Origin of the sequence: [Anoxybacillus] calidus (genome assembly GCF_013760845.1) — a bacterium.
Taxonomy (GTDB): domain Bacteria; phylum Bacillota; class Bacilli; order Bacillales; family Anoxybacillaceae; genus Paranoxybacillus; species Paranoxybacillus calidus.
This window is the reverse complement of sequence record NZ_JACDUU010000007.1, coordinates 159,408-185,404: the sequence shown is the minus strand read 5'-3', so window position 1 is coordinate 185,404 and position 25,997 is coordinate 159,408. Positions and strand designations below refer to the sequence as shown.

Annotated in this window: 29 protein-coding genes and 1 pseudogene; 17 read left to right on the top strand and 13 right to left on the bottom strand. The window is 41.4% G+C overall.

The features are described 5' to 3' along the window. Positions 1-42: 42 nt before the first annotated feature. On the top strand, positions 43-1,023 hold the full coding sequence (locus HNQ85_RS14215) for a metal-dependent hydrolase (protein ID WP_181538379.1): 981 nt from the start codon (positions 43-45) through the stop codon (positions 1,021-1,023). 210 nt (positions 1,024-1,233) lie between these two features. Here HNQ85_RS14215 and HNQ85_RS14210 read toward each other — a convergent pair whose 3' ends face one another. Beyond that, a complete protein-coding gene (locus tag HNQ85_RS14210; protein WP_181538409.1) occupies positions 1,234-1,503 on the bottom strand; it encodes a YfhJ family protein in 270 nt (89 codons plus the stop codon). Positions 1,504-1,673: 170 nt separating this feature from the next. Between HNQ85_RS14210 and HNQ85_RS14205 the strand changes: the two genes are divergently transcribed. Then, positions 1,674-1,835, top strand: coding sequence for a small, acid-soluble spore protein K (locus HNQ85_RS14205; protein ID WP_181538378.1), 162 nt, complete (start codon positions 1,674-1,676; stop codon positions 1,833-1,835). 33 nt (positions 1,836-1,868) lie between these two features. Continuing rightward, complete coding sequence (locus tag HNQ85_RS14200; RefSeq protein ID WP_181538377.1) at positions 1,869-2,030, top strand: YpzG family protein; 162 nt, start codon at positions 1,869-1,871, stop codon at positions 2,028-2,030. Positions 2,031-2,136: 106 nt separating this feature from the next. Here the strand turns inward: HNQ85_RS14200 and HNQ85_RS14195 are convergent, their stop codons facing one another. Then, positions 2,137-2,469, bottom strand: a complete 333-nt coding sequence (locus HNQ85_RS14195) for a YfhH family protein (protein ID WP_343046527.1) — start codon at positions 2,467-2,469, stop codon at positions 2,137-2,139. A gap of 107 nt (positions 2,470-2,576) precedes the next feature. Between HNQ85_RS14195 and HNQ85_RS14190 the strand changes: the two genes are divergently transcribed. Then, positions 2,577-3,245 carry an SDR family NAD(P)-dependent oxidoreductase gene (locus tag HNQ85_RS14190; RefSeq protein WP_181538376.1) on the top strand — a complete coding sequence of 223 codons (669 nt, stop codon included), beginning with the start codon at positions 2,577-2,579 and terminating at the stop codon, positions 3,243-3,245. 13 nt (positions 3,246-3,258) lie between these two features. On the opposite strand, the gene recX is transcribed toward HNQ85_RS14190, so the two are convergent. Next, a complete protein-coding gene (recX, locus tag HNQ85_RS14185) occupies positions 3,259-4,071 on the bottom strand; it encodes a recombination regulator RecX (RefSeq protein WP_181538375.1) in 813 nt (270 codons plus the stop codon). A gap of 102 nt (positions 4,072-4,173) precedes the next feature. Between recX and HNQ85_RS14180 the strand changes: the two genes are divergently transcribed. The 5 genes from HNQ85_RS14180 to HNQ85_RS14160 all read left to right on the top strand — a co-directional run bounded on the left by HNQ85_RS14180 (position 4,174) and on the right by HNQ85_RS14160 (position 7,587). After that, complete coding sequence (locus tag HNQ85_RS14180; protein ID WP_181538374.1) at positions 4,174-5,079, top strand: TIGR01777 family oxidoreductase; 906 nt, start codon at positions 4,174-4,176, stop codon at positions 5,077-5,079. 34 nt (positions 5,080-5,113) lie between these two features. After that, entirely contained in the window at positions 5,114-6,241 is a 1,128-nt protein-coding gene (locus tag HNQ85_RS14175) for an amidohydrolase (protein WP_181538373.1), read from the top strand. 257 nt (positions 6,242-6,498) lie between these two features. Beyond that, positions 6,499-7,059: a GNAT family N-acetyltransferase gene (locus HNQ85_RS14170; protein ID WP_181538407.1), complete on the top strand. Its 561-nt coding sequence runs from the start codon at positions 6,499-6,501 to the stop codon at positions 7,057-7,059. A 120-nt stretch (positions 7,060-7,179) separates the two neighbouring features. Then, entirely contained in the window at positions 7,180-7,308 is a 129-nt protein-coding gene (locus tag HNQ85_RS14165) for a YfhE family protein (protein WP_181538372.1), read from the top strand. A 90-nt stretch (positions 7,309-7,398) separates the two neighbouring features. Beyond that, complete coding sequence (locus HNQ85_RS14160) at positions 7,399-7,587, top strand: YfhD family protein (RefSeq protein ID WP_181538371.1); 189 nt, start codon at positions 7,399-7,401, stop codon at positions 7,585-7,587. A gap of 163 nt (positions 7,588-7,750) precedes the next feature. Here HNQ85_RS14160 and HNQ85_RS14155 read toward each other — a convergent pair whose 3' ends face one another. Continuing rightward, a complete protein-coding gene (locus HNQ85_RS14155; protein ID WP_181538370.1) occupies positions 7,751-7,954 on the bottom strand; it encodes a hypothetical protein in 204 nt (67 codons plus the stop codon). Positions 7,955-8,221: 267 nt separating this feature from the next. Further along, the gene (locus tag HNQ85_RS14150) at positions 8,222-9,139 is read right to left on the bottom strand and encodes a phosphotransferase (RefSeq protein ID WP_181538369.1); all 918 of its coding nucleotides are present in this window, start codon (positions 9,137-9,139) and stop codon (positions 8,222-8,224) included. Positions 9,140-9,276: 137 nt separating this feature from the next. Between HNQ85_RS14150 and HNQ85_RS14145 the strand changes: the two are divergent. Beyond that, positions 9,277-9,705, top strand: a pseudogene (locus HNQ85_RS14145) (DUF4395 domain-containing protein). A gap of 59 nt (positions 9,706-9,764) precedes the next feature. Here HNQ85_RS14145 and hutG read toward each other — a convergent pair. The 5 genes from hutG to hutP all read right to left on the bottom strand — a co-directional run bounded on the left by hutG (position 9,765) and on the right by hutP (position 15,752). After that, positions 9,765-10,727: a formimidoylglutamase gene (gene hutG, locus HNQ85_RS14140; protein ID WP_181538368.1), complete on the bottom strand. Its 963-nt coding sequence runs from the start codon at positions 10,725-10,727 to the stop codon at positions 9,765-9,767. Next, the gene (gene hutI / locus HNQ85_RS14135) at positions 10,705-11,982 is read right to left on the bottom strand and encodes an imidazolonepropionase (protein WP_181538367.1); all 1,278 of its coding nucleotides are present in this window, start codon (positions 11,980-11,982) and stop codon (positions 10,705-10,707) included. Before hutI ends, hutG begins: the two co-directional genes overlap by 23 nt. Further along, positions 11,979-13,628, bottom strand: a complete 1,650-nt coding sequence (gene hutU, locus HNQ85_RS14130; RefSeq protein ID WP_409994141.1) for a urocanate hydratase — start codon at positions 13,626-13,628, stop codon at positions 11,979-11,981. The genes hutI and hutU overlap by 4 nt, the downstream gene beginning before the upstream one ends. Positions 13,629-13,670: 42 nt before the next feature. Then, a complete protein-coding gene (gene hutH / locus HNQ85_RS14125; protein ID WP_181538365.1) occupies positions 13,671-15,194 on the bottom strand; it encodes a histidine ammonia-lyase in 1,524 nt (507 codons plus the stop codon). 108 nt (positions 15,195-15,302) lie between these two features. Continuing rightward, positions 15,303-15,752, bottom strand: a complete 450-nt coding sequence (hutP, locus tag HNQ85_RS14120; RefSeq protein ID WP_181538364.1) for a hut operon transcriptional regulator HutP — start codon at positions 15,750-15,752, stop codon at positions 15,303-15,305. 227 nt (positions 15,753-15,979) lie between these two features. On the opposite strand from hutP, the gene HNQ85_RS14115 reads away from it, so the two are divergent. Next, on the top strand, positions 15,980-16,453 hold the full coding sequence (locus HNQ85_RS14115; protein ID WP_181538363.1) for a hypothetical protein: 474 nt from the start codon (positions 15,980-15,982) through the stop codon (positions 16,451-16,453). 158 nt (positions 16,454-16,611) lie between these two features. Here the strand turns inward: HNQ85_RS14115 and HNQ85_RS14110 are convergent, their stop codons facing one another. Beyond that, a complete protein-coding gene (locus HNQ85_RS14110) occupies positions 16,612-17,199 on the bottom strand; it encodes a TetR/AcrR family transcriptional regulator (RefSeq protein ID WP_181538362.1) in 588 nt (195 codons plus the stop codon). Between the two features lie 130 nt (positions 17,200-17,329). Here HNQ85_RS14110 and HNQ85_RS14105 point away from each other — a divergent pair, with 130 nt between their 5' ends. Then, the gene (locus HNQ85_RS14105) at positions 17,330-18,322 is read left to right on the top strand and encodes an acrylyl-CoA reductase family protein (protein ID WP_181538361.1); all 993 of its coding nucleotides are present in this window, start codon (positions 17,330-17,332) and stop codon (positions 18,320-18,322) included. Between the two features lie 470 nt (positions 18,323-18,792). Next, complete coding sequence (locus HNQ85_RS14100; RefSeq protein WP_181538360.1) at positions 18,793-19,107, top strand: hypothetical protein; 315 nt, start codon at positions 18,793-18,795, stop codon at positions 19,105-19,107. A gap of 47 nt (positions 19,108-19,154) precedes the next feature. On the opposite strand, the gene phaZ is transcribed toward HNQ85_RS14100, so the two are convergent. Both phaZ and HNQ85_RS14090 read right to left on the bottom strand, forming a co-directional pair. After that, a complete protein-coding gene (phaZ, locus tag HNQ85_RS14095; protein ID WP_181538359.1) occupies positions 19,155-20,051 on the bottom strand; it encodes an intracellular short-chain-length polyhydroxyalkanoate depolymerase in 897 nt (298 codons plus the stop codon). 6 nt (positions 20,052-20,057) lie between these two features. Further along, the gene (locus tag HNQ85_RS14090) at positions 20,058-20,909 is read right to left on the bottom strand and encodes an alpha/beta fold hydrolase (RefSeq protein ID WP_181538358.1); all 852 of its coding nucleotides are present in this window, start codon (positions 20,907-20,909) and stop codon (positions 20,058-20,060) included. 267 nt (positions 20,910-21,176) lie between these two features. On the opposite strand from HNQ85_RS14090, the gene HNQ85_RS14085 reads away from it, so the two are divergent. The 4 genes from HNQ85_RS14085 to HNQ85_RS14070 are packed head-to-tail and all read left to right on the top strand — an operon-like array spanning position 21,177 to position 25,993. Beyond that, entirely contained in the window at positions 21,177-22,220 is a 1,044-nt protein-coding gene (locus HNQ85_RS14085; protein WP_181538357.1) for an XdhC family protein, read from the top strand. After that, complete coding sequence (locus HNQ85_RS14080) at positions 22,217-22,852, top strand: NTP transferase domain-containing protein (protein WP_181538356.1); 636 nt, start codon at positions 22,217-22,219, stop codon at positions 22,850-22,852. The genes HNQ85_RS14085 and HNQ85_RS14080 overlap by 4 nt, the downstream gene beginning before the upstream one ends. Beyond that, entirely contained in the window at positions 22,849-25,173 is a 2,325-nt protein-coding gene (locus HNQ85_RS14075) for a xanthine dehydrogenase family protein molybdopterin-binding subunit (protein WP_181538355.1), read from the top strand. Before HNQ85_RS14080 ends, HNQ85_RS14075 begins: the two co-directional genes overlap by 4 nt. Further along, positions 25,160-25,993, top strand: a complete 834-nt coding sequence (locus tag HNQ85_RS14070) for an FAD binding domain-containing protein (protein WP_181538354.1) — start codon at positions 25,160-25,162, stop codon at positions 25,991-25,993. Before HNQ85_RS14075 ends, HNQ85_RS14070 begins: the two co-directional genes overlap by 14 nt. The last annotated feature ends 4 nt before the right edge of the window (positions 25,994-25,997 follow it).

Genomic DNA, 25,997 nt, shown 5'->3' with positions numbered 1-25,997 from the left:
GTGGACACACTATCGAATAGAAATGTTAAGGAGGTCCCTTGATTGGATACAGGTACGCATATTGTAATGGGGATTGCTTTAGGAAGTATGGCGGCATTAGACCCAGTTGTTGCCCAAGACCCAACGCTGGCAAAAGCAGTATTAATCGGTACATTGGCAGGATCACAGGCACCTGATTTAGATACCATTTTAAAACTAAAAAATAATGCAAAATATATTCGCAATCACCGCGGAATTACACATTCCATTCCTGCTGTGCTATTATGGCCTTTACTCATTAGCGGAATTATATACTACTTCTATCCTGAAGTAAATTGGTTTCATTTATGGATTTGGACATTTATTGCAGTTATTCTTCATGTCTTTGTTGACATTTTTAACGCTTATGGAACGCAAGCATTGCGACCTTTCACAAAAAAATGGATTGCCCTTGGACTTATTAATACATTTGACCCATTCATTTTCGTGATGCATATTGTAGGAATCGCTGCTGTCTTTTCCGGTACACATCCTGGATATACATTTTTATTTATTTATATCATATTAGCGGGATATTACATCGTACGTTTTCGCCAACAACTCACCATAAAAAAGGCGGTCCATAAACTCATTCCCGATGTAGAAGACATTATTATCGTGCCCACGATTCGCTACAATGAGTGGCACTTAGCCATCATCGCAAAAAAATATTTTTATGTAGCACGTGCAAAGTATGGACAGATTTCGATTTTAGACACTTTTGAAAAATGCCCTGTACCCAATAATCCAATTATTGAGGCGGCTAAAAAAGATGATAATTTATCTGCCTTTTTATCGTTTTCTCCCGTATATCGTTGGGAAATCAATGAATATAACGACCATTACGAAGTTCGTTTTACCGATTTGCGCTATCGTAATAAAGGCTACTATCCGTTTGTTGCCGTCGTTCAGCTTGATCTTGATTTAAACATTGTCAGCTCTTATACAGGTTGGATTTTCAGCGAAGGAAAATTGCGAAAAAAACTCGAATTAATCCCAAATTAGAAGTCTTTTCATTTCCCAGCTCTTTTTCATCAGAATAGGGTTCAGACGTTAAGTCTGAACCCTATTTTTGCCTACACTCTGAAGAGGCTGAATCATAATTGTCTGACCTCACGCATAATCCCTATAAGATATAGCGTTCTTATCCAAGTTATATCCTATATATTATGTTTATGGGGGCTAACACTTTGCTTTTGAGTTCGCCTCTTTTCGTTAATGCTTCAGATAATCCTCTTGATTAAGCAAATGTTTATATTTCGGATTATTCGTCTTAAACTCATGCAAGCGCGCTCCGTACTGGTCAATCCACCTGCGCACAACCATCTCCGTCAATTCTTTTCCTTTATATGAGTAACCAGCACGCGCATACGTTGTTTCAAAATCTTCCCATAACAGTTCCACCCATGTACGCGCTTGTGCGTAAGCTAATGATTGATTTTTTTCAAGCAAATAATTCGTTAATCGTTCAAAATAATCGTTCATGTCCATCATCTTTTATTCACCTCCAATACCAGTATTTGAACACATAAGTGCAAACAAACTTCTTAATAATAAAAATACGTGTTGTTCCTCAACACGAGCAATACAGTGAAAAACGTTACTGCTCAATCATAAAGCGATGGTCGCTTACAAAACGAAGGAGGTGTACAGCAATGCGGAACAAAGAACGAGCTTTTCCGAATCAAAACAATAACAAGTTTGAAGGAGAGCCACGCGCGAAAGCTGAGTATGCCTCAAAACGTGCAGATGGTACAACCAACACTCATCCGCAAGAGCGAATGCGTGCTTCCGGTGAACGATCTGATCAGTTTTAATCATTGTTACACACCATTTGGAGGTGTTTTGTCATGGGCCGAAATTCAAAAAAGAAGTTTTATGATAACCTTTATTCTAACCCTTTTCAACAACCGTGGGCAAACCCGAAACATGCCCATTCACAAGTAAATGGCGAAACACAACAAACACAAGATTTAATTATTCTTGAGCGACAAACCCGAAAACAATCGTAACGTAATATGATGAAGAAAAGGGCTGACTTAAAGTAAAGTGTCAAACCTCATCTGCCAATTATTGTACATGAGGCCAGACGCTCTTTAGTCAGCCTCTTTCCGCTAATTACCGGGCTTTGGAAAGAAGCGAAATCGGCAGCGCCTCTTCTTCGCCGTTTCCGTTTAAACGATACCCCCAGGCGAATACTCCGTTTAAATATTTAATTTTGAAAAAAGAGCCGGGATCCCCGACAATTTCATATATCTCTCCAGGTTTAAAATCTTCGGGATTTAACAAATAGGCTTTTGCCATGGCAATCTTCCGTTCATAAACGGCAAATTCATTAACGATCCCCATTTGTTCCGCCTTACGCGCTTTTTCTGTCAATGCGGCAATTTCTTGCTTTAACTCATATTCCGTCATTTCACTGTAACGTTTTTGTTGATGAAGTTCTCTCACATTTGTCTCCCCCTTTTCTTTATTATATTAGAAATATTTTTTTCAAACAAAAGCAAACTGCGATACAATAAGATACGAACGATTTTTATAAAATGGAGAGATGAAACATGGAAACAATCGTCATTACCGGTGCAGGCACCGGGTTGGGTAAAGAACTGGCTCTGCAGTATGCCGAACAAGGAAATACAATCATCTTAACAGGCAGACGCTTGGACCCTCTTTTAGCTGTGCAAAAAGAAATTGAACAACGCGGCGGAACAGCATTCAGCTACACGCTGGATATTCGCAATTACGAAAACGTCAAAGCAACCGTAGAGGAGATTTTGAAACGCCATCAAGTGACTTGTTTAATCAATAACGCCGGCGTAGGGTATTTTGGGCCGTTCACATCGCTTACCGAGGAACAAATTCATGATATGATCGAAACAAATGTGAAAGGCACTATTTTTATGACAAAAGCATTTTTACCTTACTTTCATACCATTCCAAAAGCCAAAATTCTCAATATTATTTCCACTGCCGGCCTAAGAGGAAAAGTAAACGAATCCGTCTATGTTGCGAGCAAATTTGCTGTTAGAGGTTTTAGCGAGAGCCTTGTAAAAGAACTGGAACAAACAAATATCTCTGTTACCGCTGTCTATATGGGCGGAATGGATACGCCGTTTTGGGAAGGAACCGATCATATTAAAGACCGCTCGCGTCTGCGCACTGCAAAAGAAGTAGCGCGGCAAATCATTGCCGAAGACAACGGCCAGCCTGAAATTATTATTCAGTAGGAGAGTTTTTCTCCTACTGTTCTTCCTTTAAACGTTGCAAAAATTGTTCAATCATCTCAAGCGAAAACCCTTTACGGTAAAGAGCTTGTTTCATCTTTTGTTCATACATAAATCCTTCGTATTTTTCATAGCGCCGATGCGCCTTCCACCCGTGGTATTCAAGCGCTTCCCATTCTTCTTGTTCATCTGTCTCATCGCCTTTTTCGCTCATTACTTGTTGAATAATTTCCCATGAAAAACCTTTGCGGCGCAGCAATTGCTCCATATGTTGTTTCCATTGTTGCGAAGAAAATTTCTTATTTTGCTTTTTTGCTTTTTCATATAACTTGCCTGCGGTCGCAAGCTGTTCTTCAAAAGTAAACTGTTCGAGCGCTTCAGCGATAAGCGGCTCCGAAATCCCCTTATCATAAAGCTCCTGGCGAATAACCTCCGGACCTTTCGCAGTTGTATTTTTTTGCGTGCGCACATAAGCAGCGGCAAACTCTTTATCATTGACGTAATTATATTCGCGCAGCTTATGAAACACTTCGCGAATAATCGGCTCCAAAATCCCCTTTTTTCGCAAATAATCCGCTACTTCTTTTTCTGATCGCATGCGATAGGCAAGAAAGCGCAAGGCGGTATTATACGCTTTTTTTACGTCATCTTCGTATAAAATTTGCTGAATATCAAGCTCGTCAACTTCTTTCCCTTTTTTTAATTGGAATTTAATTAACACATCTTGGTCAACACTAAAGGCAAACTCTTCCCCTTTTCCCCGGTCCATGTATACGTTAAACCGTTCATGATTATCTTTTTGTGCCGTAATTTTTGTAATTAAAGCCATCGACAACACCTCATTATGTATCGTAGCACATTTAAAAAAGGAATTTCCTTAACAATAAGCGAAAATGCATAGCATAAAAATAAAATAGACAGGTGATGAAAGATGAAAATTGCCATTGCCGGCGGAACGGGCTTTGTTGGAAAAGCCTTAACGAGTTATCTGGAAAAACAAGGACATGACGTTTATATATTAACAAGAAAAGCACGCCCCTCGACAAATGACCGCATTCATTATATTGAATGGCTGACGCCAGAAAGCCAACCTGAAAAATACATTTCCTCACTCGATGCCTTCATTAATTTAGCCGGCGAGTCCATTAACAGCGGCCGTTGGACAGAAAAACGAAAGCAACGGATTATGAACAGCCGCTTATCGGCAACAAAAGCGGTATTAGAGTTAATGACAAAATTAGAACACAAACCTGAAGTCTTAATTAATGCCAGCGCCATCGGCATTTACGGAACATCGTGGAATGAAGTTTTTACAGAATCAAGTACCAAAACAGTCAACGACTTTCTTGCCCGCACAGTCATCGCATGGGAAGAAGAAGCAAAAAAAGCGGAACAATTGGGGGTCCGTACCGTATTCACCCGTTTCGGTATTATTCTCGGCAAAGAAGAAGGGGCGCTTCCGCGAATCGTATTGCCATACAAGCTTTTCATTGGTGGAACGGTCGGTTCCGGAGATCAATGGCTCTCGTGGGTCCATATAAAAGATGTCGTTCGTTCCATTGAATTTATATTAAATACCCAAAATATCTCTGGTGCTGTTAATATTACCGCGCCACATCCAACAAAAATGAAGGAATTTGGTCAAACCGTTGCTAAAGTTCTTCATCGGCCTCATTGGCTGCCTGTGCCTGACTTTGCTTTAAGACTGCTGCTTGGCGAAATGAGTATTCTAGTCCTTGAGGGACAACAAGTATTGCCAGAAAAACTACAAAAATTGGGATTTAATTTTTCCTTCCCTTATCTTGAAGAAGCGCTTTATGACATATTACAATCGTAGTTAATGAACCTCAAGAATAGTAAGGGAGTTTACAATGAAAAAAATATTATTTAAAAACGCAACTATCTATCCAATTACGTCAGAACCTGTAACAAACGGTGATTTACTTGTTGAAAATGGGAAAATTAAAAAAATAGGGCGTCAGCTTGAAGCAGATGCAGATACGCAAGTCATCGATTGTTCCGAAAAATATTTGTTTCCTGGATTTATTGATGTGCATACCCATTTAGGTTTATATGATGAGGGAACGGGTTGGGCAGGAAACGATGCCAATGAAACGATTGAGGTGATAACCCCTCATACCCGGGCAATCGACAGCGTTTATCCGCTTGACCCTGGATTTCGCGATGCCATTACTCATGGCATTACGGCCGTTCATATTATGCCGGGAAGCGCCAATGTAATCGGCGGAACGACGTCAGTCATTAAAACCTATGGAAAAAATATCTCGAAAATGATTATTCGCGAAACAGCAGGGCTCAAAATTGCTCTTGGTGAGAATCCAAAGCGGATTCACAGCCATGGAAACAAAGAATCGATTACCCGCATGGGAATTATGGGAATGCTGCGGGAAGCATTTTATAGAGCAAAGCATTGCGACAATACGGATGATTTTCGTGTCATTCCAATTATTCAAGCATTAAAACGGGAAATTCCCGTACGTATTCATGCCCACCGTGCTGATGATATTATTTCCGCCATTCGCTTTGCTGAAGAATTTGATTTGGATTTGCGGATTGAGCACTGCACAGAAGGCCATCTAATCGTAGAAGAACTTAAGGGCAAAAACTTAAAAGTCTCCGTTGGGCCAACACTAACAAGGCGCTCAAAAGTTGAGTTAAAAAATAAAAGCTGGGAGACGTATAAAATTCTTAACGATATCGGATTGGAAGTTTCCATTACGACTGATCACCCTTATACTCCGATTCAATATTTAAACATTTGTGCTTCGATTGCGGTCCGCGAAGGATTAAGCGAGCAAAAAGCGCTTGAAGGAATTACGATTCTTCCGGCCCGCAATTTAGGAGTGGAACACCGAATCGGCAGCTTAGAACCTGGAAAAGACGCAGACATTGTCTTGTGGAGCTATCATCCTTTTCACTATTTAGCTAAACCTCTCCTAACAATGGTAAATGGGGAAATAATCTACACAAAAATTTAACAAAAAAACTATTTCTTTTTTTTCTCATTTCGAGTATGATGGAATAGACTGTTTTAAAAAACATAAAAGAACAACTTGTCTACAATTCGATATTGATCATAAATGTAAAGGGAAGGCAAATGGTGCGCCACCAGCTCTAATCTGCTGGTTCTAGTGGGTTCGATTCCCACCCCGAAATTTTTTGATTTGAATAAATTAAAAAATTTCGAGGGTGGTTTACCTGCGATGAACTGCCCTCAGAACAGGAGGGAAATATGATACTAAAAAAACGTGATCTTCAAGAGTGTCATGCGCTTTACGAACTGATGGTGCACCCGGAGGTCTTCCCTTTTGTGCGCCATAAAGCAAACTCATATGAAGAATTTTTGTTTATTACAAAGCAAACAATTGAAGCAGAGGAACGCGGAGAACTCATTTCGCGGACGATTTTGGACGAATGGGGAAATCCCATTGGTACGATTAATTTGTTTGATATCCAAGACAATGCTGGTTTTTTAGGAACGTGGCTCGGAAAACCTTATCATGGCAAAGGATATAATCAACGTGCAAAAGATGCATTTTTTAAGGAGTTATTTTTTGAACTCTCCATTGAGACGATTTTTATGCGTATTCGCAAGGTCAATATTCGCTCCATTAAAGCAGCCGAAAAGCTGCCTTATGTGACTTTTGCAAATGAAACCCGAAAAAGTCTGCTGGAGCAAATTAACAATGGTCAAGATATATACAATTTATATGAAATTTCGAAGGATAATTACACCCTTTATACAATGCGTTGTCCTTCTACTATTGAACAAGACCAACAATTAAAAGAAGCATAAGAACAAATTTTAAAGGGGCTGACACTTTACTTTTTCGGTCAGCCCCATTTTTTTGAATAAGCCGATACGGATTTGTCAACAATGTGGATGATTACATTTTTCAAGCGGAGGGTGTTATCTATGGCTGATAAAAAGAAACGGGATAAAATAAAAAGTACATTATCAAGGGCACAAGAAGTCACTTATGCTCGCGACTTTAAGTTAGCAGACCAAGCTGGCGGCTATACTGCAAAAAAGGCAAGACATTAACCGAATACTTCCACTTATGATTTGTTCATACAATGCCATCCTATTTAATGAATCATACTGATTCATATTATGATTTAGGAGGCATTTGTCATGGGAAGATCTCGAGGACAAAGAACACGGGATAAAAACAAAACCAGTCTTCCACAAGTACCAAAAAATTTAAAATCTGACGGCTTAGATGTAGAATATTCACGAGAACTCGCTGATCATGAAGATTTAGAGGCAGAAGCACGCGCTGCAGCTGCTGGGATTCACCAAAACAAAAACCGTAATCAGTAATAGCGAGGGGCTGACACTTTGTTTTTGGGTCAGCCTCATTTTCATAAGTGTAGATCATTTATTCTTTTTAATGTAAATACTGTGAATAAAGATTGTGAATTCGTGTATTTCTTTTTTTACTTACTTTCTCACATTTGTGTATAACTCTGTGAAAAACTAGTGATTACGTTTCATCTGTTTGAAGGTTAGGGATCTCTGTTACTGTCTCAATTCGTATCCATTCATGCTTTATGCGATATTCTTTTGCCTTTTGGATGATTAAATTTTCGACTGCTTTCTTCTCAGAATCAGCATATATCAGGCTTCGTCCGTCTAACACACTTCCATCTTCAATAACAGCATGCCAAGATATACGAAATGCTTTCATTCTCGTTCCACCGCCGACTTACTCCTAATTTGTAAAGAAATTAGTAAATTTTTTACATTATTATAACAAAGAAAAGACGATACAGCATTAAAATATTTGGAAACCGACTCTTTTTCATCTACATTTCGTTTAGAGATAGGAGATTGATGTAAAAAAGTTACTGATTTTGAATGAAAAGATCAACACCTTTTGATGAATACGACTCATCTCATTAAATAGTAGCGGCCTTTTAAAAAAAAAGTTTCTTTATAATATTAGGATAACTAGCTATTGTACGTGTTCCGTTAGTGCAAGCTTCAAACTCTCTTTTGCTGCCTCTATCATTTGTATGTCTCCTAAATCATAGCTGTATAAAAGTAATATAACAGAGGTATAGACCGCTCGAAACTGAGCAAGCTTTTTTGTTTCATCATCAACATGACCATAAATCTCATAAAACAACGCTCGACCTTCTGGCGGCAAGAAGCTATAAACGATGGCTAAGTCCACAGCTGGATGACCGATATGAGCATCTCCCCAGTCGATAACTCCAAATAAAATTCCTTCGTCATTCACTAGTAAATTGCGAAAATGAAGATCACCGTGAACGAATACTTCCCTATTTTTATAGTTAATAGGACGTATGGAAGATACGTATAGGTCTAAAACAGAATGGTCATTCCATAGCCCCATAGATTTAATTTGTCCAATATGCGCTTCAAGTTGTTGTTTTCTTTTTGCTATATCTAAGCGATGCAATGGATCATAAGGCAAAGAAAGCTCTTTCGCTTTTTGAATAGGGAAATGATGCAATGCTCGTAAAAATTCCGCTAATGGCTTTATCGATTTTAATCTTGTTTGATTCGTTAATGTTCCTGGTGTCTTACCACTTACCAATCGGTATCCCGTAAACGGCCAAGGATATAGACTACTTGACTTTCCGATGAAGATAGGTTCTGGAATCTCAACTGGTAAGTACGGAACTAATTGTGGAAGAATACGATTTTCCATTTTAAGTAAATCAGCCGCAATAGCACGACGTGGAAACCGAAACACATAACGATCATTCACAACAAAAACCGTATTATCAAATCCTTCCCCTAACTCCTGCAAATGAGTAACTTCAAGCTCCGGAAACTGTTCGTTTATTAACTGCCGCGCTAACTGTTGCGAAACAACGTGTTCAGCCGACCAAGGTTGTCCCATAAAAAACCCTCCTTTCTTCTTCAACTGTACTAGTATGTGCTTTATTGTTTCATTTTTCAAAAATATTCATCCGTCTTCACAAAATCACCAAACAGTAGTAAAATTCATATAATCCTATAAGAAAGGTAGAGATAAAAATGCAACAAACGAATCGCTCTATCCCTCGTCCGCTTGTAAGAGCCAATCAATGGTTTATTGTCATAAGTGTTGTTGCAACATGGCTGTCAGGACAAGAATGGTTGCTTGCTTTGCCGTTAGGTGCCGGATTGCTTGGACTGTTCTTTGGTTTTAATCCTGTTATGCGTTTTGCAAAGTTGTTTTTAAGGAAGCATCCTTCTGAGTATGTCCCGGAAGATGCTGACCAGCAGCAGTTCAACCAAGTGATTGCCGTTGTATGTCTTTCTGTTGGATTGATGAGTTACTTAGCTCATTAGATGGTCGTCGCATACATCTTCACAGCAATGGTAGCGTTAGCGGCATTTGTCGCCATCCTCGGGTTTTGTGTTGGATGTTTTATTCGCTATCAATGGCAACAATACCGTTATAAAAAAGCTTCTAGTCCTTAATAACATGCAAAAAAGAGGGTGGCTCACTCATGATGATGACACCCTCTTTATCATTTACATCAAATCCATCCCGCTTTTTTCTTTCCTTTTAAAAACTGCATAATCACCCATGCGGCTGTACGGCTTGTCATATCACGAAAATCGATTGTCGGGTCAATTTCGACGATATCCATCGCTTTCACTATATCGTATTCCCCTAATAAGGCTACCGCATCTAATAAAGAAGCACTTTCCATTCCGCCTGGACCAATTGCTGGACATCCTGGTGCATACGCTTGATCAAGAACATCCATATCCACTGAGACATAAATGGCATCTACTTCTTTTTCAAGCTGTTGAACGCTTTCCTTAATAATCTCTTTTATATCTCGATTTCGAACGTCTTTCATTGTATAGATAGAAATGCCATGCTCTTTTCCATATTCCGTATAAGTTTTACTATTCATAAAATCTCGAATGCCGATTTGAATAAGATGGCTTCCTTTGAGCACATCGGATTCGATTAAATTTCGAAACGGAGTTCCGTTCGTCGGCCCCCCGTCTTCTAAATTTCGCAAGTCATGGTGGGCATCAAATTGAATGACGCCGATTTTTTTCCAGCGCTTCTTAAATCCGCTCACAGCGGGAAAGCTGATGGAGTGATCGCCGCCAAGGACGATGAGTAACGCATCTGGATGAACGACAACAAGTTGTTCCATTGTTTCTGCGATGCGCTTCTGTGACTCAACGATATCCGTTGGATGCATCACAATATCACCATAATCGGTAATCACAGAATCTAACAAATCGATATCTTCTTCAATGGAATAAGTGCTGTAGGAAGAGAGCATTTTGCGAATCACACCAGGAGCAAAAACCGCTCCTGAGTGACTGATGGACGATTTCGATAGAGGAACACCGATAATTCCGATGCTTCCTCCATCCTTTCCGTCCCATTCGCGCAACATATCGCTCGCTCTTTTCACATATCGGTCTTGAAATACCGCTCTTCCCGCTTCTTTAAGAAACCGAAATGGTTGCATCGTTTCGGCCCCTTTCCACAACCACTTTGCCCTTTTTCAATACTGTTTTTACATGGTTGACACCGTAATGGTACGGAATATACGCATAATTCGTGGCATCCCAAATGACGATATCCGCTTTTCTTCCAAGAGCGATGCGTCCTGCTTCCTCTCCGCGGTTAATCGCGTAAGCCGCATTCACCGTTACCGCATGCCAAATTTCCTCTGGTGTCATTTTGAGCTTTAAGGCAGCGAACGACATCATCAACTGTAAGTTTTCCGTCGGCGAACTGCCTGGATTAAAATCCGTTGCGAGTGCTACTGCTACACCTGCTTCAATCATGTCGCGCGCTCTAGCATATTTTTCTTTTCCTAAATAAAACGAAGTACCTGGAAGTAGCACAGCAATCGTATCCGAACCGGCAAGCCGTTCAATGCCAGCAGCTGATGCGCCAACGAGATGATCGCCGCTAACCGCTCCTAATTCAACCGCCAGTTCCGTTCCACCGAGCGAGTCAATCTCATCAGCATGGATTTTCACATTAAACCCTTTCGCTTCGGCCGCTTGTAAAAACATGCGGGACTGTTCTATCGTAAAGACATCTGTTTCACAGAAAATGTCTACGAATTCAGCTAGCTCTTCCTTTTGAATGATATCAAGCAGATTCAGCATCCTTACCAGAAAATCGTCTGGATTGTTTTTATATTCAGGCGGAATCGCATGTGCGCCAAGAAATGTTGAAACAAGGTCAACTGGATGTTCGTTTTGTAGACGCTTTATGACCCGCAGCTGTTTCAACTCTGTATCCTCATCCAAACCGTATCCGCTTTTCGCCTCGACCGTTGTAACTCCATATGATAACATCCGATCAAGGTGAAACTTCGCTTTTTCGAACAACTCTTCCTCGCTTGCTTTTCTTGTCGCTTGTACAGTTGATAAAATACCGCCGCCTCTTTTTAAAATTTCTAAATACGAAACGCCTTGTTGTTTTAATACTAACTCATGCTCTCGTGACCCGCCAAAAACAAGATGTGTATGCGGATCAACAAGCCCTGGAGAAACAAGCTTACCGCTAGCGTTAATCATCCTATCTGCATGAAAGTTTTTCGTTTCCTCGTTTTTGCCGATAAACGCGATTTTTCCATCCTTGATACCGACTGCAGCATGTTCTAGAACGGGGAGCGTTTTCATTCTCTCCCCTTTCGCTGGTCCATCCCCTTCCATTGTTAGAAGCTGACCGATGTTGACAATAAGTGTATCGAAATGTTTCGTCATGAACTTTCTCCCCTTAACGTCGGGATTGTAATATTCATTTCTTTCGCTACTTCAATGGCGCGCTCATAACCGGCATCTGCATGGCGAATAACGCCCATGCCAGGGTCAGTCGTCAAGACGCGTTCCAAACGTTCTTTTGCTAATTTCGTACCATCAGCAACAACCACCATACCCGCATGCAAAGAATACCCTATACCTACGCCTCCGCCATGATGGAAGGAAATCCATGAGCCGCCAGCAGCTGTATTAATGAGTGCGTTCAATATTGCCCAATCGCCAATGGCGTCACTTCCATCTTTCATCGCTTCTGTCTCACGGTTTGGCGAAGCAACGGAACCACAATCAAGATGGTCTCTGCCAATTACAATCGGTGCTTTTAGCTCTCCTTTGCGTACTAATTCGTTGATAGCAAGCCCCATTTTTACACGCTCGCCGTAACCGAGCCAACAAATCCTCGCAGGCAAGCCTTGGAATGCTACTTTCTTTTGCGCCATCTCAATCCATCGAATGAGTGCTTTGTTTTCTGGAAACAACTCCTTAATGAGCTCATCTGTCCGATAAATATCTTCTGGGTCCCCGGATAAAGCCGCCCAGCGGAATGGTCCTTTTCCTTCGCAGAAGAGCGGGCGGATATATGCTGGGACGAATCCTGGAAACGCAAATGCATTCTCGACTCCTTCATCTTTTGCGACTTGGCGAATGTTGTTACCGTAGTCGAATACGATTGCCCCACGCTTTTGAAACTCAAGCATCGCTTTCACATGTCTTGCCATGCTTTGTTTGGAGCGGCGCACATATTCATTTGGGTTATTTCGTCTTAATTCGGCCGCTTCTTCTAGCGACATCCCTGCAGGAATATAACCGTTTAGCGGATCGTGCGCCGACGTTTGATCGGTGACAATATCTATTTTTACCCCGCGTTTTAATAATTCATGGTGCACGTCCGCCGCATTGCCAACAAGTCCGATGGACAGAGGTTCTCCCTTTTCTTTTGCTTCGTATGCCCAAAGAAGCGCTTCATCCAACGAATCGGTCATGCGATCGCAATATTTCGTATCTAACCGTTTTTGAATACGTCCTGAGTCTACCTCAACAGCAATGACGACTCCCTCATTCATTGTTACGGCAAGAGGTTGTGCTCCACCCATGCCGCCTAACCCAGCAGTCAATGTTAACGTCCCTTTCAATGTTCCACCAAAGTGTTGTTTGGCCACCGCCGCAAATGTTTCATACGTCCCTTGCAAAATGCCTTGTGTACCAATATAAATCCAGCTGCCTGCCGTCATCTGGCCATACATGATTAATCCTTTTTTATCTAGTTCATAGAAATGCTCCCAAGTCGCCCATTTGGGCACAAGGACTGAGTTAGAGAGAAGAACCCTTGGAGCGCGTTCATGCGTTTTAAACACGCCGACCGGTTTTCCTGATTGAATGAGAAGCGTTTCATCTTTTTCTAACTCCCTTAATGCTTTTACAATCGCATCGAACGCTTCCCAGTTTCTTGCGGCTTTGCCGATGCCGCCATATACAATCAGTTCTTCCGGTTTTTCAGCTACTTCTGGGTCTAAGTTGTTATACAACATACGAAGAACGGCTTCCTGTTCCCATCCTTTGCATTCCAATTCCAAGCCTTTTTTTGCTTTAATGTTGCGTGAAGTTGTTTGACTCACTATCATTCCCTCCTTAGATTAATGTTGATTAGTTGGTGTCAAGATTTTGAGAAAAAAGGGCCAATCAATGTCTTTCAACCATCGTGCTGCTGCTTCGATATCTTTCGAAAAAATGCGGTCTTTCGTGATCGATGGAATCATTTTTCGTGCTTCTTCGTAAAACCGGCGAGTTTTCGATGCCATTTTCTCAATACCGCGATATTCAACAGCTTGCATCGCACAGATGAGTTCAATCGCAATCACTCGTCTTGTGTTTTGCAAGATGGCATAAGCGTGACGGGAAGCGATTGTTCCCATGCTCACGTGATCTTCTTGATTAGCTGATGATGGAATTGAATCGACACTTGCCGGATGAGCGAGCGTTTTATTTTCCGAGACAAGCGAAGCTGCGGCATATTGCATAATCATCGCTCCCGACTGAAGTCCAGGCGACGGGCTTAAAAACGGTGGCAAATCATTTAGTTGCGGATTCACAAGCCGTTCAATCCGCCGCTCTGAAATATTTGCCAGCTCAGCCACAGCAATCTTCATAAAATCCATCGCAAGAGCAATCGGCTGTCCATGAAAATTGCCTCCGGAAATCACTTTCGCTCCGTCCTCAAAAATAAGCGGATTGTCCGTTGCAGCATTGATTTCAATCTCCAATTTTTCCTTCACATAGTCGAGCGCTTGCCATGAAGCGCCATGCACTTGCGGGATGCAGCGAAGAGAATAAGCATCCTGCACACGCAATTCGCCTTGTCTTGTGATTAGTTGACTGTCTGTTAAATAATCACGGATTCTCGCTGCCACTTCTGTTTGCTGTTTGTAGCCGCGAGCAAGATGAACGCGCTCATCAAAAGCATCAATAATTCCGTGCAATCCTTCTATCGTCAGGGCCGCAATCACTTCACTTTCATACGCTAATTGTTCCGCTTCCAAATAGCCGACAACACCCATCGCCGTCATTGCTTGTGTTCCGTTAATCAACGCCAAGCCTTCTTTTGCCTTTAACGTGAGCGGAGCAATTCCCTCTTTTGCTAAAGCTTCGATCGCCGGTACCCGTTGTCCGTGATAAAATACTTCCCCTTCTCCCAATAGCACGAGTGCCAAGTGAGAAAGAGGAGCTAAGTCACCGCTTGCCCCAAGTGAACCTTGCTGCGGAATGACCGGATGAATTTTCGCATTCAACAAATCCAATAACCGTTCAATCACAACTGGACGAACACCGGAATATCCTTTTAAAAGAGCATTTGCCCGCAGAAGCAGCATCGCACGGGACACTACTTCCGGAAACGGTTCGCCTACACCGCACGCGTGTGAATGAATAAGATTCCATTGCAGTTCTTCGACATCATCAGCATCAATGAGCACGTCACTAAACTTTCCGAAGCCGGTATTAATGCCATAAACGACTTTTTTATCGTCAACGATATCCTCGACGGCTTTTCTGCTTCTTTCTACTGCCCCCATACTTTCTTTAGAAGCGATGACGATTTCTTCTCCATACAGTACCCGTTTAACTTCCTCTAGTGTTAATGTATGACCGTTTAAAATAATCATCCTCTTCACACCCCATTACTTTAGAGAAATAAAGAAGGAGGCTATATCTGCAACCGTTTTTTTGTTGCGATATATAGCCTCCTACTGAACTAAAAAACTATAGGCTAATTAAATATGGTTAATCCCAAGTCCAATTGTTTCGTGTTCCAGTCCGCGAATCGGCGCGCCAATCGTACCGTACAAGGCAACAGCAATCCATTCCCCTTCATCACTGTTTTCATACGGTTTTCCTCTGACAACGGCGAAACGAAGGCCGACTGTTCTCATTAAATCTCCTAACTCTACTTGCCCTCTCGTTACGCCACTTACCGCCTCAAGGACAGCATGATACAACGCATGCATTTCCCGATATAATTCGCTGTTCACAATATGATTCCGCTTCGCAGCTGTTTCAATGGAAGCGACAATTTTTTGCAGCTCCATCGAGCCGACTTTTCCTTTGCAATAGCGCCACTCAAGCGCATCTAAATGAGCGATTATTTCCGTTTCTTCCTCTTCTTCCATCAGAGCGAGCAACACCGCATTTCGTCCGATTCTCCCTTTTGCCTGCTTAAGCATACTATACACACCTATTTTTTCAATTTTCTAAATAAACCACTAGCTTATTGTTATTGTATGGTTTGATTTTTTGATTGTCAACGATTTTTTACCATATTTTAACAAATTAATATAGTGATTTGGTAATAAACGAAAGTAGCCATTAGACGTGTTGTTTACATATGCAAGAATAATACTACTTTTTTTTGACAACATAGTGATATAAGAAAAGAAAGGAGAAGCTAAGAATGTTACCGACTTTCATCCGAGCAAGTCTTATCATTTTGTCTTGGTTTACCGTTTTCTTTCTACCAAGAAACTCTTTAAAGAGATTTCTTCCCGTATCCTTCTTTGCATCATTATTGGTCGTATTGATGAGCATGTTGTCGATTCCATATCAATGGTGGACTGTGCAAGGAAGCATGAAACGAAAAATTACGAACGATTTAAGCTTTATTTTTGGTCCTTTTTTCGTAGGAACCATATGGATTTTTCATTTTACGTACAGTAAGTTTTGGTTATACCTTATAACCAATGCGATGATGAACTACACATTCGCCTATCCTTTAACAGCTCTCTTTCAACGGCTCAAAGTATATAAATTAGTCAACTTTAAACCGATCCATGTTTTTCTTTCCTTTCTTTCATATGCTGTTATTATTTATGGGTACCAATCATTTCTACAAAAATTGCAAAACAATCGTTTTATGACCGAGAGATAAGTCTCTCGGCTTTTTAATATATAGTTGTAACGAAAACAACTGCTTCTATCCCTATAAACATTTTACTTTGAGTGTGCAATGTTTTTTAAAATAGTAACATTGGGATAATATGAAGCTTTAGTAAACGATTCGACAAAAGCGATAAATAGACGATTTGCTTATTTTAAATATTTTAAAATAACCTCATAGCAAGTATTCTTATAAAACTCATGAAGATGATCTTCATCACGCATTAACCATTGAATGAGACATCCATCAATGATCGATCGAATCATTTTTGAAGCTGTATCTACATGAATGTCAGGTGAAAATGTTCCTTCTTTTTGACCGAGCGAAACAATATCACGGCCTATTTTCCAACAGTTTTCGTAAAACTTTAGATTAATTTGCCGATATTGCGGATTTCGACTTGCTTGCGCCATAAAGTCAAGATAAACTTTGTAAAATTTTTTATTTTTTTCTGGATTGATAAAAACAGAGTAGAGGTATGCCTCTAATTTTTCGATCGCCGTTGTTTGTTTACTAACCGCTTTATACTCTTGTTGATAAATACGATCCGTCACCCATTCCAACAAGCTTAAAAAAACATCTTCCTTATTTTCAAAGTAATAGTTCGTAACTCCTTTGCTTACACCTGCATAATCAGCAATATCCTGTAATGTAACCGTTTCGTATCCTTTATCTGAAACCGCTTGAAAAGCAGCCCTTAAAATTTGTTCTCGCCTTTCTTCCGCTTTTTTCTTCATAAAGTCACCTCTTGATTTCGATCATAACGATATTATACATAATTTTGACGACAAAAATATTTTGACCGGACAGAATAATTTTGTTATCGTAATAGGCAAGAATATGAATAAGCTATAAGGGGGATGTCAAGTGGATCAATTCAGAGCCTTAGTAGTGAACAAAACGGAGACAGATTTTACAGTGAATGTACAAACCATCTCTATGAATGACCTTCCAGAAGGAGATGTCGTCATTAAGGTTGCCTATTCCAGTGTCAACTATAAAGATGGGTTAGCCTCCATTCCGAATGGAAAAATTGTTAAATCGTATCCGTTTGTCCCAGGAATCGATCTTGCCGGTATTGTTGCTTCTTCTAAAGACCCGCGATTTAAAGAAGGGGACGAAGTCATTGCAACGAGCTATGAAATCGGTGTGTCTCATTACGGAGGTTATAGTGAATATGCCCGTATTCCTGGAGATTGGATTGTGCCTCTACCAAAAGGATTAACACTAAAAGAAGCAATGGCTTTAGGGACTGCAGGGTTTACTGCTGCATTGTCTATCCATCGTTTAGAAGAAAATGGATTAACTCCTGAAAAAGGAAAAGTACTCGTTACAGGAGCAACTGGTGGAGTTGGAAGCATCGCTGTTTCCATGTTAGCAAAACGAAACTATCATGTTGTCGCAAGTACAGGCAAAGAAACAGAACATGAATATTTGCGCGCACTCGGTGCAAAAGAAGTCCTCTCTCGTGAAGAAGTTTGTCCAGAACAGATCCGCCCATTAGATAAACAATATTGGGCAGCAGCCGTTGACCCTGTTGGCGGAAGAACCCTTGCCGCTATCCTTAGCAGAATCCAATATAACGGTTCAGTAGCTGTCAGTGGGTTAACGGGTGGCGCCGACGTTCCAACGACCGTCTTCCCATTTATCCTACGTGGAGTTAACTTACTTGGTATCGATTCTGTATATTGCCCAATGGAATTACGAAAACAAATTTGGGAACGAATGGCTAACGATTTAAAACCTGATCATTTACTAGAATCTATTGCCCAAGAAGTAACTCTTGAACAACTTCCTGATGCATTATCGAATATTCTAAAAGGCAAACTACGTGGCAGAACGGTTGTAAAACTATCATAATCCAGCGGAAAAAATTCATAAAATCAGGGGGGCTGATAATTTTTGTCCCCCTCTTTTCGTCCTAAACACAATAGTGGTTTGGTAATATGGTTTACTCATTGCTCAGCGCTTTCTTGCAGCTGTTCGTCCGTTAAGTTTCTTACACCGTAAACAATAAAGGATGGTAAGAAAATGCGTCCCTATTAAATCGACTATTGCGTGAAGAAAACACGTAACTTCGCTCATCGAATATTGATTATATTCACCTGCTTGATATGCTGCCTCTAGCCCCCTGTTGAAATAGCAAGGACAAATTCTTTTCCATGAAGTTTATTTCCTTCTGAGCCATATGTTAACACAACATCTTGCTACTTGCTTTATCCCAAAGACATCGCCTAAAAATAGGCATATATCTAATACAAGGGACAATAGCGGAACATAGTATAAGTTGAGTTTAAAATTAGAGAAACATAAAGAAAGGAAGTTAAAGCATGCATTATTACTCTATTCCCTATCCAACACCTTATTACCAACCTCAAACAGTTACCCAATTTCCGCAATACCCACAGTCTGAGATGATAGCACATCAGCAAATAAAACAACCTTTGTATCCTCAGTTAAAAGACCAGACACTCAGCACGATTGCTCCTTTTGTTCAATACGGTTTAAAAGAAGCGCAGACGACATCGTTTGCACACGCGCTGCAAGAAATCGCAGCAATGACATATTTAATCGGTAGAGGATTTGACCCGCAAACGGCTTATGCAATCGTTGAATCTTGGGAATTAAACGAAGCATTTTATTAATGAACAAAAACTAGAGGAAAAGATCCCTCTCTTCCTCTAGTAATCCCCTATGAACGAAGAAAACGATCCAATTCTTTTAACAGACCATCAAGATGATCGATTAATGGTGAGTGGCCTGTATTAGGCAATATCACAAACTTTGCCATCCCTCTAAAATCTTCAACAATTTCCTTCTGCATGGTTTTCGTTACAATTAAATCATGCTCTCCCCAAATGATCAGTGTTGGGGCGGTAATACGCTCTACTTCCCCCGTTCCTTCTACAAGCCCATTATGTTTTCGGCTAATATTAAAGCGATTCATCGCGTAATAGACATCAAGCAAATTTCTCTGTGTTAACACATCGTCTAGGTAGACGTCATATCTTTCGGGAGATGGCTGATTGTGCGTATACATGGTGAGATTGAATAGTTGTCTTAAAAATTCTTTATCCTTATTTTTATAAGCATTCGATATCGGGATGCTTCTAGCTGTGTCTTGAGCGATTTCTTCCTTTGTTTTGAGTCGTTCAGTCCATACTGGCTGCCCATTCTCATTGACTTTGTAAAGCGGATATCCTCTTGTAGATAATGAAGCAAGCAGCACAAGCTTTTCCACATAATCAGGATAATCAGCAGCAAACTGCATACTGACACCGCCACCCATGGACCAGCCGACAAGTGAGAATTTTTGTAGATCGAGCGCATCAACAAAGAGTTTTACATCTTCTGAAAAGTCTTTTAACGAGTTAATAGGTTGGTTATACGACGAAACTCCTTGACCACGTAAATCCAGAGCGTACAGCTTATATGTTTCATCCATACTTTCAAAAACAAGGTCCCAATGCTTCGAGGAAATCATGTTGCCGTGAACGAGAAGAACAACTTTGTCCCCTCCTTCCCTCTCCCTATAGCCAATTGTTTCTCCATTCGGTAATTTCACAGATTTTAACTCTACTTTTCTCATTTTTTATCACCCTTTTATTTTTGTTGACTCTAAAAAATCTTTTACTTCGCGAATCAATTGTTTATACTTCGACAAAATAATGGAATAATGATTCGCATTTTTTATTTCAACAAAACGGCTGTTTGGCAAAGTAGCAGCCAGTTTTTCCCCTTGTTCTCTTGTTACCATAAATGTTTTGCCATCTTTAAAACAATCTGGAGCCCATAAAAGTAACGTTGGAGTCTGAATTTGTTCATGGAACACGTTAATCGATGTTTCTCTAAGTGCTTTTATCTCCTCCAAGATTGCCTGTTTGCTTGCTTTTGAACACACTGAACCATCTGGTCGATGTTCAACATCGGCATAAAAATACTGCTCCACATATTCATTCCATTCATCGAAAAACGGATTTTTTCTCATTTCGCTTAAAAAGGTCGCAAAATCAGGAAATACGATATCAAGCCGTTCAATCGCCGGACGAATTTTCTCGTAGACTTGCAGATCGACATCGACTCCTCCATCAACGAGAACTAACCGAGACAACCGCTCCGGATAAGTTGCCGCAAAACACGCTCCAATAAGAGCACCGAGAGAATGCCCCATGTAAACGATTTTTTCAAACCCAAAAAAATCAATAACTCCCAAAATATCTTCTGCATGCTGGCGTACATTGTAACCTAATGTCGGCTTTTCGCTATCACCGCGTCCCCTTAAATCAACGGCAAGTACATGGTAACGATCTATCAGTCTCTCTGCGACCGCATCCCAAAACCGACTGTTCGCCGTTAAACCGTGAACACAAATAATCGGTTCTCCCTGTCCACCGAAATCCACTAAATGAAGATCAATTCTGTTCACCTTGATCTTCATGTCCTTCATTCCGTTCATCCTTTCTTAATTCAAAATTGTTTACATAAATGCTTATACCATCATATTCTCCTTCCTTTTGCTTCATTCTTACGTCTTTCGTGTTTTTTCGTGAAAGAAATTAAGTATAATCGTTAACCACTCTTAACCTTCTTGTTTCCCAAAATTCACTCACCTTTCACAATCCATGAAGTCGCAAACGAACAGAAAAAACAAATTGCAGCACATATACACACAAACCGTTTAATACAATGAAATAGCGAAGGAGGAAGGGAAAAAATGGATGATATTTACCGCGTCCTCGAGGTTATTAACGAATCAAACACGAAGAGTGTTTTAGCTACCATTATTCACGTTGAGGGCTCTGCCTATCGCAAGGAAGGAGCTTGCATGTTGTTTCAAGGCGATGGAACACAAATTGGCGTGTTAAGCGGTGGATGTCTGGAGGAAGATTTGGCAGTGAAAGCTCAGGAAGTGTTACAGAAAGAAGCTGCAGAAACGTTTGTTTTTGATATGAAGCATGAAGATGACCTTTCATGGGGACAAGGAACGGGATGTAACGGAACCATTCATATTCTCTTACAACCGATTACCGAAACGTTTCGTGACTTTTTGCTTACCGTAAAGAGTTACCTAGACCGTGGAGAACACGTCCTGTTTGCAAGAAAATTAACGGATGAAGCGGACGAAGAAAAAAAGCTTCTCTTTTTAACCGAAAGAGGGCACATATTCGGCGGCTTTGACGAGGAAATTCCTAAAGATATTTACAATTTATTCCAAACAACACCTCCTTTCCAAACGAGAAGCGGAATCCAAACCATTTCCGACATTCCTTTTTACATACATCATTACTGGCCGAAACCGCGCCTTGTGATTTTCGGTGCCAACCCAGATGCGAAACCGCTCGCCTCGTTCGCAAAGCAACTAGGGTTTTGCGTTACCGTTACCGATTGGCGGCCTGCTTTTTGTCACGCTGAACATTTTCCCGATGCCGACGAATGGATTCTCGGTTTTCCTAACGAAATCATACCAACACTTGCACTCAATGAACGTGATTTTGTGGTAGTAATGACCCATCACTTCCAACACGACCAAGAAATTTTGTCCCTATTACTCCATCAACCGTTATACTATCTTGGCGTTTTAGGTCCGAAAAAACGAACCGCCCGCTTACTCTCAACCGATCAAGTGCCGCCGTATATTCATTCGCCCATCGGTTTACCGATTGGTGCGCGCGGTCCCGAAGAAATTGCAATGAGCGTGCTGTCCGAAATGATTCACGTATTGCGAAACGGTCGTATAAAAAAAGTGGTGTTTCCATGAATGTTCCTCGAATCATCGGCATTTATTTGGCAGCGGGCAAAAGCGCGCGGATGGGAACGGATAAATTAACGCTTCCCTTCGCTGGAAAATATCTTGGCAGTGTCGCATTAAAAACCGCTCTCCACTCCCATCTTCATCATGTCATTGTCGTTGCGAAAGAAGGAGATTCACTTGATTGGATTGCTCCTGAGTTATTCACGAGTAAAAAATGGAGCATCGTTTCTTGTTCACATTCCTCTTACGGGCAAGCACACTCGTTAATATGCGGCCTAAAACAAGCGATACAATTACAAGCAAAAGCGGTCATTGTTTTATTAGCCGACCAGCCATTTGTAACCAAAACAATGATTAATGAATTACTTTTCCATTATAAACTTCACCCCGCTCCTTATATCACTTTCACTAATCAAGGAATTCCGATGCCACCTACATTATTTTCGGCCAAAACCTTTTCGGATTTACTTCAGCTAACCGGAGATGAGGGCGCGCGAAAACTTATTCGCGAGCGTTGGCAAGGAAAAGGACGGATGCTTGAATACAAAGACCCCGATATTTTTTTCGACATTGACACAAAAGAAGACTATTTGCTCGCCATCGATAAATGGGAAAGAAAGCGAGGGATTCACGTATGATTGGAAACAGCGTCATTCGCAAAGAGGCATGGGATAAAGTAACCGGTGCGGCCAAATATACGAATGACTATATAAAGGCAGGAACCTTGCATGCCAAACTTGTTACAAGCCGATACGCCCATGCCAAAATTAAAGAAATTGACACCCGGGCCGCTCAAACCGTTCCAGGTGTAAGAGCCATTTTGACAGGAGAAGGATTGCCACTTACCGGGGAAGATTTGCGTGACCGTCCTCCGATTGCGTTTGAAAAAGTGCGTTATCATGGTGAAGTTGTTGCTGTTGTTGTGGCGGATACGCTCGTTCAAGCGGAAAAAGCTGCAAATCTTGTCCGGATTACTTATGAACCTCTTCCTGTTGTTGGCTCACCTCGTGAAGCGTTGAAAGAAGGAGCGCCCTTAATCCATGAGCAACTAGGAAGTTATCAAAAAGGAATAGGAACTTATCCTGAACCCAACACGAATATTGCTCACCGCACGAAAATTCGCAAAGGCAATATGGAAAAAGGCTGGGCAGAAAGCGATGTCGTCGTGGAGGCGAACATTTCCTTTTCCCCATCGGACCATGCAGCAATGGAAACAAGATGCGCTATCGCCGAAATTCGCCCAGATGGATACATTATGATTCACGCTTCTTCTCAATCACCTTTTATGATAAAAAAGCTGATTAGTTCATACTTTGGAGAAGATGTCGGAAAAGTGATTGTCCACACTCCGCTCGTCGGCGGTGCTTATGGCGGGAAAACTCCTGTTCAATTAGAACTTCTAGCGTACTTAGCGTCAAAAGCCGTCGGTGGGAGAAAAGTGAGCATCTGGAATACAAGAGAAGACGACATTATTACTTCGCCGGTTCATATTGGCTTGGAAGCTACCGTCAAACTCGGCTGTACGAATGATGGTTACTTAAAAGCAGCGGAAATTCTTTATTTATTTGATGGAGGAGCTTATTCTGATAAAGCGATTGACGTCAGCCGCGCTGGTGCTGTTGATTGCACAGGCCCTTATCATATTGAAAACGTTTGGTGCGATTCGTTATGCGTGTACACAAATCATCCATATGCCTGCCCGTTCCGCGGCTTCGGTCACGGAGAGCTTTCATTTGCGATCGAACGAACGATGGATCTACTGGCAGAAAAGCTGCAGATGGACCGCCTAGAATTGCGAATGAAAAACGCTATCCGCCCCGGCCACACGACACCAACACAAGTTCTTTTAAACAACAGCAACGTTGGCAATTTACCAAAATGCATCAAACGATTGCGCGAATTGATTCATTGGGACGATTGGCAGCGTATCGAAATCGATGCGCGCACCGTTCGCGCCAAAGGCGTTAGTTGTATATGGAAAACGTCAACCGTGGATACAGACGCTAGTTCCGGAGCTATTTTAACGTTTAACCCAGATGGGAGCATTAACCTCATCTCTGGCGTTGTCGAGATTGGCACCGGGACAAAAACGATTCTTGCACAAATACTTGCCGAAAAGATGAAAATGGATATAAAAGACATTCATGTGAAGATGGAAGTCGATACGCAAACAACCCCTGAACATTGGAAAACGGTGGCAAGCAGAGGAACGTTTATGGCAGGAAGAGCCGTGCTGGAAGCAGCAGATGATGCGATTCGTCAATTAAAAGAAATTGCTTCTATCGTATTGCGCACACCCATCGAAGACTTAGAAGTCGGCTACGGAAAAGTTTTTTTACGGGACGATCCAACTATTTACGTCGATATAAAAGACATCGCCTACGGATACAAATATCCGAACGGAAACGCCATCGGCGGGCAAATCATCGGGCTTGGCAATTACATTTTAAGACATTTAACCTATTTAGATAAAGAAACCGGCGCAGGAAAACCGGGGCCGGAATGGACGGTGGGAGCGCAAGCCGTCGAAATCGAATTCGATAAACGAGATTACACGTATAAAATCATCAGAGCTGTTTCCGTCATTGATATTGGAAAAGTGCTCAATGAAAAAGCAGCCATTGGGCAAGTGATAGGGGCAATGAGTATGGGGCTTAGCTGGGCAAGCCGTGAAACATTCCTCTTTGATCGATATGAAAGAGTGTTGAATCCACAGCTACGAACGTATCGACCGCTCCGTTTTGGCGAACATCCGGAGTATGTGGTCGAATTTGTTGAAACGCCACAAATCGATGCTCCTTATGGCGCTCGCGGTGCTGGTGAACACGGCTTAATTGGAATGCCCGCGGCATTAGCAAATGCATTATCCATTGCTGCGGAAGTACCGCTTAACGAACTTCCTCTTGTTCCTGAGCTTATTTGGCGAAAAAAGAAGGGTGAACACCATGGTTCCATTTGACTTTACGTATCACCAACCGTCATCGATTCAAGAAGCGATTCAATTGTTTCAGACACTACAACAACAAGGAAAAAAAACGATGTATTACGCGGGCGGAACAGAAATTATTACCCTGTCGCGATTAAACCTCGTCTTTACCGAGGCGGTCATTGACATAAAAGGTATTCCCGAGTGCCGTACCCTCCGTTTCGATAAAAACTATCTTGTACTCGGGGCGGCGTTATCTTTAACGACGATTGAAGAAGCGAACGTATTTCCTCTGTTAAGTAAAGCAGCAAGCGAAGTCGCTGACCGTACGGCGCGTAATCAAATTACATTAGGGGGAAATATTTGTGGACAAATTTTTTATCGAGAAGCCGTGTTGCCACTATTGCTAACCGATAGTGATGTCATCATTGCAGGAAAAGATGGATTAAAGCAACTGCCAATCCAGCAAATTTTTCAGAAACAAATGCGGCTACACCCTGGGGAATTTCTTGTCCAAATCATGACAGAACAAACATACCTCTCCCTTCCCTACCGAAGTATAAAAAAGCGAAAACAATGGGAAGTCGGATATCCACTTGTGACGGTGGCAGCATTAAAAACAAATGAACAAATCAGAGTTGCATTTAGTGGTGTCTGTCCATTTCCATTTCGTTCCCAAACAGTAGAAGAGCGTCTAAATGATCGACAACTCCCACTCGAATCAAGAATCAACGAAGCTCTTCACCACCTTCCTCGTCCAATTTTAGATGATATTGAAGGCTCGGCGGAATATCGCCTGTTCGTGTTAAAACATACGTTGTTTGACATCATCACTGAACTGGAAGGAGAGTAAATAC

Bases quoted from the DNA above. Each gene is read 5' to 3' on its own strand.
- HNQ85_RS14110 (WP_181538362.1), bottom strand. From the start codon at position 17,199: ATGAAGAAAAAAGCGGAAGAAAGGCGAGAACAAATTTTAAGGGCTGCT.
- recX (WP_181538375.1), bottom strand. From the start codon at position 4,071: ATGGCTTTAATTACAAAAATTACGGCACAAAAAGATAATCATGAACGG.
- phaZ (WP_181538359.1), bottom strand. From the start codon at position 20,051: ATGAGAAAAGTAGAGTTAAAATCTGTGAAATTACCGAATGGAGAAACA.
- HNQ85_RS14115 (WP_181538363.1), top strand. From the start codon at position 15,980: ATGTTACCGACTTTCATCCGAGCAAGTCTTATCATTTTGTCTTGGTTT.
- HNQ85_RS14165 (WP_181538372.1), top strand. From the start codon at position 7,180: ATGGCTGATAAAAAGAAACGGGATAAAATAAAAAGTACATTATCAAGG.
- HNQ85_RS14100 (WP_181538360.1), top strand. From the start codon at position 18,793: ATGCATTATTACTCTATTCCCTATCCAACACCTTATTACCAACCTCAA.
- HNQ85_RS14175 (WP_181538373.1), top strand. From the start codon at position 5,114: ATGAAAAAAATATTATTTAAAAACGCAACTATCTATCCAATTACGTCA.
- HNQ85_RS14205 (WP_181538378.1), top strand. From the start codon at position 1,674: ATGCGGAACAAAGAACGAGCTTTTCCGAATCAAAACAATAACAAGTTT.
- hutH (WP_181538365.1), bottom strand. From the start codon at position 15,194: ATGATTATTTTAAACGGTCATACATTAACACTAGAGGAAGTTAAACGG.
- HNQ85_RS14200 (WP_181538377.1), top strand. From the start codon at position 1,869: ATGGGCCGAAATTCAAAAAAGAAGTTTTATGATAACCTTTATTCTAAC.
- HNQ85_RS14070 (WP_181538354.1), top strand. From the start codon at position 25,160: ATGGTTCCATTTGACTTTACGTATCACCAACCGTCATCGATTCAAGAA.
- HNQ85_RS14080 (WP_181538356.1), top strand. From the start codon at position 22,217: ATGAATGTTCCTCGAATCATCGGCATTTATTTGGCAGCGGGCAAAAGC.
- hutG (WP_181538368.1), bottom strand. From the start codon at position 10,727: ATGCAACCATTTCGGTTTCTTAAAGAAGCGGGAAGAGCGGTATTTCAA.
- HNQ85_RS14180 (WP_181538374.1), top strand. From the start codon at position 4,174: ATGAAAATTGCCATTGCCGGCGGAACGGGCTTTGTTGGAAAAGCCTTA.
- HNQ85_RS14190 (WP_181538376.1), top strand. From the start codon at position 2,577: ATGGAAACAATCGTCATTACCGGTGCAGGCACCGGGTTGGGTAAAGAA.
- HNQ85_RS14090 (WP_181538358.1), bottom strand. From the start codon at position 20,909: ATGAAGGACATGAAGATCAAGGTGAACAGAATTGATCTTCATTTAGTG.
- HNQ85_RS14160 (WP_181538371.1), top strand. From the start codon at position 7,399: ATGGGAAGATCTCGAGGACAAAGAACACGGGATAAAAACAAAACCAGT.
- HNQ85_RS14085 (WP_181538357.1), top strand. From the start codon at position 21,177: ATGGATGATATTTACCGCGTCCTCGAGGTTATTAACGAATCAAACACG.
- HNQ85_RS14150 (WP_181538369.1), bottom strand. From the start codon at position 9,139: ATGGGACAACCTTGGTCGGCTGAACACGTTGTTTCGCAACAGTTAGCG.
- hutI (WP_181538367.1), bottom strand. From the start codon at position 11,982: ATGACGAAACATTTCGATACACTTATTGTCAACATCGGTCAGCTTCTA.
- HNQ85_RS14210 (WP_181538409.1), bottom strand. From the start codon at position 1,503: ATGAACGATTATTTTGAACGATTAACGAATTATTTGCTTGAAAAAAAT.
- hutP (WP_181538364.1), bottom strand. From the start codon at position 15,752: ATGCTTAAGCAGGCAAAAGGGAGAATCGGACGAAATGCGGTGTTGCTC.
- HNQ85_RS14155 (WP_181538370.1), bottom strand. From the start codon at position 7,954: ATGAAAGCATTTCGTATATCTTGGCATGCTGTTATTGAAGATGGAAGT.
- HNQ85_RS14075 (WP_181538355.1), top strand. From the start codon at position 22,849: ATGATTGGAAACAGCGTCATTCGCAAAGAGGCATGGGATAAAGTAACC.